The 4,816-nt window shown below is 37.4% G+C and carries 5 protein-coding genes; all 5 read left to right on the forward strand.

Annotated features, from left to right (window positions below):
• Positions 1–120: 120 nt before the first annotated feature.
• A complete protein-coding gene (locus ACTQ53_RS17060) occupies positions 121–804 on the forward strand; it encodes an acyltransferase family protein (protein WP_441934468.1) in 684 nt (227 codons plus the stop codon).
• Positions 805–821: 17 nt separating this feature from the next.
• The gene (locus tag ACTQ53_RS17065; protein WP_441934470.1) at positions 822–1,085 is read left to right on the forward strand and encodes a hypothetical protein; all 264 of its coding nucleotides are present in this window, start codon (positions 822–824) and stop codon (positions 1,083–1,085) included.
• Between the two features lie 43 nt (positions 1,086–1,128).
• The gene (locus tag ACTQ53_RS17070) at positions 1,129–2,388 is read left to right on the forward strand and encodes a PIN domain-containing protein (protein ID WP_441934472.1); all 1,260 of its coding nucleotides are present in this window, start codon (positions 1,129–1,131) and stop codon (positions 2,386–2,388) included.
• A gap of 32 nt (positions 2,389–2,420) precedes the next feature.
• Positions 2,421–3,596 carry a glycosyltransferase gene (locus ACTQ53_RS17075; RefSeq protein WP_441934474.1) on the forward strand — a complete coding sequence of 392 codons (1,176 nt, stop codon included), beginning with the start codon at positions 2,421–2,423 and terminating at the stop codon, positions 3,594–3,596.
• A gap of 87 nt (positions 3,597–3,683) precedes the next feature.
• The gene (locus ACTQ53_RS17080) at positions 3,684–4,553 is read left to right on the forward strand and encodes a hypothetical protein (protein WP_334564846.1); all 870 of its coding nucleotides are present in this window, start codon (positions 3,684–3,686) and stop codon (positions 4,551–4,553) included.
• The last annotated feature ends 263 nt before the right edge of the window (positions 4,554–4,816 follow it).

The following is a 4,816-nucleotide window of genomic DNA, read 5'->3' on the forward strand; positions in this document are numbered from 1 at the left end:
TATGCCTTGATGACAGAGGCACTTTTAGTTAAACCTGTTTAAAAATCAGAAAAGTCCAATTTCTTAAAATACTCTGTATCCCCAGTAAACACTGGGGATGGAGTTGTATTGCTATAGGGGTTGGATGCTTACGATATAGCTAAAGCTATATGTATTATATTAGTAGTAATAGGGCATTATGTGCCAGACTACTCACCCCAGTGGTATGTAGGAGTACATGATGTTATCTATACTTTTCACATGCCTTTGTTTATGTTTGCTAGTGGTTTTATTTATATGGCAACGAAAAAGGATATTCCGTATAAGGATTTCCTTTTGAAAAAAGTAAAAAGGCTGATGGTGCCGTATTTATCGGTATCTGCTATTGTCATTACTATAAAACTGCTTACTGAAGGACATGACTATGTGGAGAATCCTGTGACGTGGATGTCTTATGTGAAAATGTTATATCTGCCAGAAGCGGGATATTTCCTTTGGTTCATTTGGGCATTGTGGTGGATGTTTGTGATTTCCCCTTTGTTTAAGACTAAGCAAATGAGATTGGGGTTGTTAGTCCCAGCTATAGTATTGCATTATATGCCAAGTTTCTTACCTGAGTATTTTTGCCTTAGACAGTTTCAAGATATGTTGGTGTATTTTATGCTTGGTGTTGTCGGTTTCGATTGGAAGCAACAAATTTCCTTTATCGGCAAGGTCCCAGCGTGGTGTATATTGGGATTTTTCGCTATCGCTGAGGGTATGAATTTTATGGATATGGGGGGCAAATCTCAATGTTACTGCCTTATCTTGGAATCGCTGCAATAATGGCTCTTTCTTCTCTCATGGAAAAGTGGAATCACAAAAGTAACGAATGGTTGATGGTTGTATCCTCTTCCAGCTATATCATCTACCTTTTCCATACTACTTTTGAAGGTTTTGCCAAGGCTGTAGTACATAAAATCCCATTCTTTGCGGATGGACATGACGTGCTGTTTATTATCAATGCTTTTGTTGTTGTTGGTTGTGGTGTTGTTTGCCCTATAATCTTGCATCGATATGTATTAAACAAAACTCACTTTACTAAAGTGTTGTTTGGGTTGAAATAATTCTGGCATGAATACATCTTAAAATAAACTAGATAAAGATAAAATGAAGTATTTATTTCTTGATACAAACATATTCTTGCATTTTATAAATTTCGAGCAGATACCATGGGGTAATCTGGTTGATGATACTGAATTCAAAATAATAGTATCAGATATTGTTGTTGGAGAAATCGATAAACATAAGGATGGTGCAAGAGGGAAAATCCAAAAGAAAGCTAAGGCAATAAGCAAACTGTTTGGTGATGTATTCTTAGGGGATAAAAATCTCTCAATTTCTTTAGGCTATTGTATGAGTTATCCAGAGAAACTTCCTGATGAAGTCCGAGCTAAGTTTAATCCATCATCTCAAGATGACCAAATATTAATGGGAATTTTGGCTTCTGATTATCCTAAAGAAAAAGTAGTTGTCGTAAGTTATGATAATCCGATTTTAATCAAGGCAAAAGCCCATGGGCTACGTTTCCTCAAAATGCCGGATGAGTTTCTCTTAAAAGAGGAACTTAGTGAAGAGGAGAAGGAATTAGAAAGATGCAAAAAAGAGATAGCAGCTTATAAGAATCGAATGTCTAAGCCTGTGGTGTTACTCAATAAAGAAAAGGTCTGTTTGAAAATAAAACGTTCTCCAATTCTTGATATTGAGAAAGAATTAGCAAAGCACATGCAGATAATTCGTTCTCAACATCCATATAAAGAACTTCCATCGATAACTAAGGATACTACTCCTTTTAGTTCCGTCTTCGAAGGTTGTTCCATTATAGACACTGATGGTGTTAAAATCTATAATACTTATATGGATTCTTATTACGATAGAGAGGAAAAGTATTATCGTGTTCTTTTGGAGAAAAAAATGCTCGATGAACGAATGTTTGAACTTTCGTTTTCTTTGGGTAATGAAGGAACTGATGAAACAGGAAATATAAATATCTTTGTTAAATTTCCAGATGGAATAAAATTGTATACAGATAGATCCAAGAAGAATGTGGATGTAGATAAGCCTATGGTTCCTCCTGCATATTCTCCATTTACAGATCCAAGACTCCAAGAATCAATGCGACTGATGTCTCCATCTCCTTCTGGAGGTAATTTCGTAAAGATATGGAACTTGGATGATGATAACAACAAGAGAGATTTTTCTTACATAACCTCTGCTGTAAACCATCATGTAGTTCATTCTCTAGAAGAAATGGATGGTATATATATAGATAAAGAAACGTGTGGTAATTTTCAAATTCAATATCGCATTATTGATTCGAAACATATTGATAGTATCAATGGTGTAATTAATGTTGTGATAGAAGAGTAGTTAGGCGTTTGTACTTTACAAATACATTTTTTATGAAGATTTTATTAGCAAACAAGTTTTATTACCGCCGTGGCGGTGATTGTATTTATATGCTCAATCTGGAAAAGCTGCTGAAGGCCTATGGGCATGAGGTAGCGGTTTTTGCCATGGACTATCCGGAGAATCTGGATACGCCTTGGAAGAAATACTTTCCAAAGGATATGAGCAAATTGATGGCTTTTACCCGTCCGTTTGGTGATGGGGAAGTGAAGAGCAAGTTCTCGCAACTGCTGAATGACTTCAAGCCTGATGTGGTGCATCTGAATAATATCCATACGCAGCTTTCTCCGCTGATTGCTAAGTTGGCGCATGAATACGGGGCAAAGGTGGTTTGGACATTGCATGATTCCAAACTCGTTTGTCCTTGCTATACTTGCATGAGAGATGGCAAGTGGTGCGAGGAGTGCTTTACGGATAAACTGGCAGTGGTGAAGCATCGCTGTATGCCGGGAAGTATCCCTGGGGCAATCGTCGGCTATCTTGAGGCTAAAAAATGGAACTGTAATATACTTCCAAAGTATGTGGACTTGTTCCTACCACCATCAAAGTTTATGATGGATACCTGTGTAAAGGGTGGGTATTCGCCAGAGAAGTTCAGAGTGCTCTGTAATTTCATTGATGTGACTAGGCTTCCGCCAATTTCTCAAATACCATTGATAAAAGGTGATTATTATGCTTTCTTGGGACGTGTGAGTGAAATGAAAGGCGTGAGAACCTTGTGTAAGGCGGCTGCCCAGCTCAATAAGAAGCTTATCGTGATTGGCGGTGGTGAGTTGCTTCCTGAACTCAAGGACACCTATAGGAACTGTCCTCATATAGAGTTTAAGGGACAGATGCAATGGGAGGAGTTTATGCCTATCCTCCAAAAGGCGAAATTTATGGTGTTGTCATCGGAATGTAGCGAGAACAATCCTCTCACCGTGATTGAGGCACAAAGCCTTGGCACGCCTGTTTTAGGTGCAAATATTGGTGGTATTCCGGAACTGATAGAGGAAGGTGTGAGCGGTATGACCTTCACGTCGGGTGATGTTGAGGATTTAAAGGATAAAATCCTCAAGATGTTTGAACATCACTTCGACTATGAGGCGATTGCGAAGAATGCCATCGAGAGGTATTCTAGTGAAGCTTACTATGAGAAGCTGATGAAGATATATGAAAAATCGTTTTGAGCGAATTTTCGGATAAATACTGTTAAAAGTGATAGGATAATGATGTGAGTTCATTAAATTATCCTTATCTTTGCAGAAACGTTATAAATGAAACATAAGACTATGCAACTAGAATTTGAAGGACAGACTCATAGTATTGATGCCAATACTCTAGTGAATATTTTGATTCACTATCAATCTGTTGTCACTGAGGCTAACAAGCAACTCAGTGGGGGCGCTCGTGAGGTTACGCTTAAGGTGAATGCCTTGAAGCAAGGCTCTTTCGTGGTAGATGTATCTGTGGCACAGAATATTGTAGAACAATTGTTCTCAAAAGATGTTGTAGAATACGTGGCTGCTTTGTGTGGTGTAGTAGGTGGTGTATATAAGCTATATAAGCATTTCAAAGGTAGGCCTGTCAAGACTAAAGAGGAGAAGAAAAATGCTGATACAATTCTTAAAATGGGAGATAATGTAAATATCACGATTAATACTTATAATCAGCAAATTGTAAGACAAGCAGTCTCTAAATCAATGGAAACAGCAAATGATGATCCAAGTGTGGAAGGCTTCACTGTCAAAGGTGATGGTGGTGAGAAATGTGCTGAATTTGAGCGTAAGGAATTTGAGGATTATATTTATGATGGATTTGATACGGAAGATGCTGTGCCAGAGGAAAGAATTGAGGAGGAAATCACAACTCTTGTCATAGTTGGCTTAAACTTTGAACGTGGTTCTCGCTGGCAATTCATGTATAATGGATTTAAAATCTCCATGATAGTCAAAGATGATGCTTTGATGCAGAAAATTGATGAAGGTGAGAGATTTGGTAAAGGAGATGCCATCAAAGTGAAACTCAGAAGAGTGCAGAGGTATAACAAGGAATATCGTGCATACGAGAATAAGTCATATCGTATAGTTGAGTTTATTGAGCATATCATTCCTCAAAAACCTCTGAACCTATTCGAAGAAAAATAAGGAAAGGTCTATTTACTTTCTTGAAAAACACAAACTGAAATTTTATTAGATTTTTTTATACAATAATTAGGTTAGCAAGAGCTTTCGAAAGAATGTTCTTGCTAATCCTTTATACGTTTATTTTTTCACAAAACAATAATAGATTAATTTTATAGGGTGTCCAGTTCTATGTTCCAATATTAACTCACTTGTTTGAGTGTTTTGGTTCGTTCTGTCACCCAGTTTTTGGACAAGTGCTCGGTAGTCCAAGCATCAATGTCCTT

The organism is Prevotella sp. Sow4_E9_plate, from assembly GCF_052116205.1.
In the GTDB taxonomy this organism is placed as follows: domain Bacteria; phylum Bacteroidota; class Bacteroidia; order Bacteroidales; family Bacteroidaceae; genus Prevotella.

What these genes read in the sequence shown, in the direction of transcription:
- ACTQ53_RS17065 (WP_441934470.1), top strand. Translation starts at nt 822, where the DNA reads ATGGAAAAGTGGAATCACAAAAGTAACGAATGGTTGATGGTTGTATCC.
- ACTQ53_RS17070 (WP_441934472.1), top strand. Translation starts at nt 1,129, where the DNA reads ATGAAGTATTTATTTCTTGATACAAACATATTCTTGCATTTTATAAAT.
- ACTQ53_RS17075 (WP_441934474.1), top strand. Translation starts at nt 2,421, where the DNA reads ATGAAGATTTTATTAGCAAACAAGTTTTATTACCGCCGTGGCGGTGAT.
- ACTQ53_RS17080 (WP_334564846.1), top strand. Translation starts at nt 3,684, where the DNA reads ATGAAACATAAGACTATGCAACTAGAATTTGAAGGACAGACTCATAGT.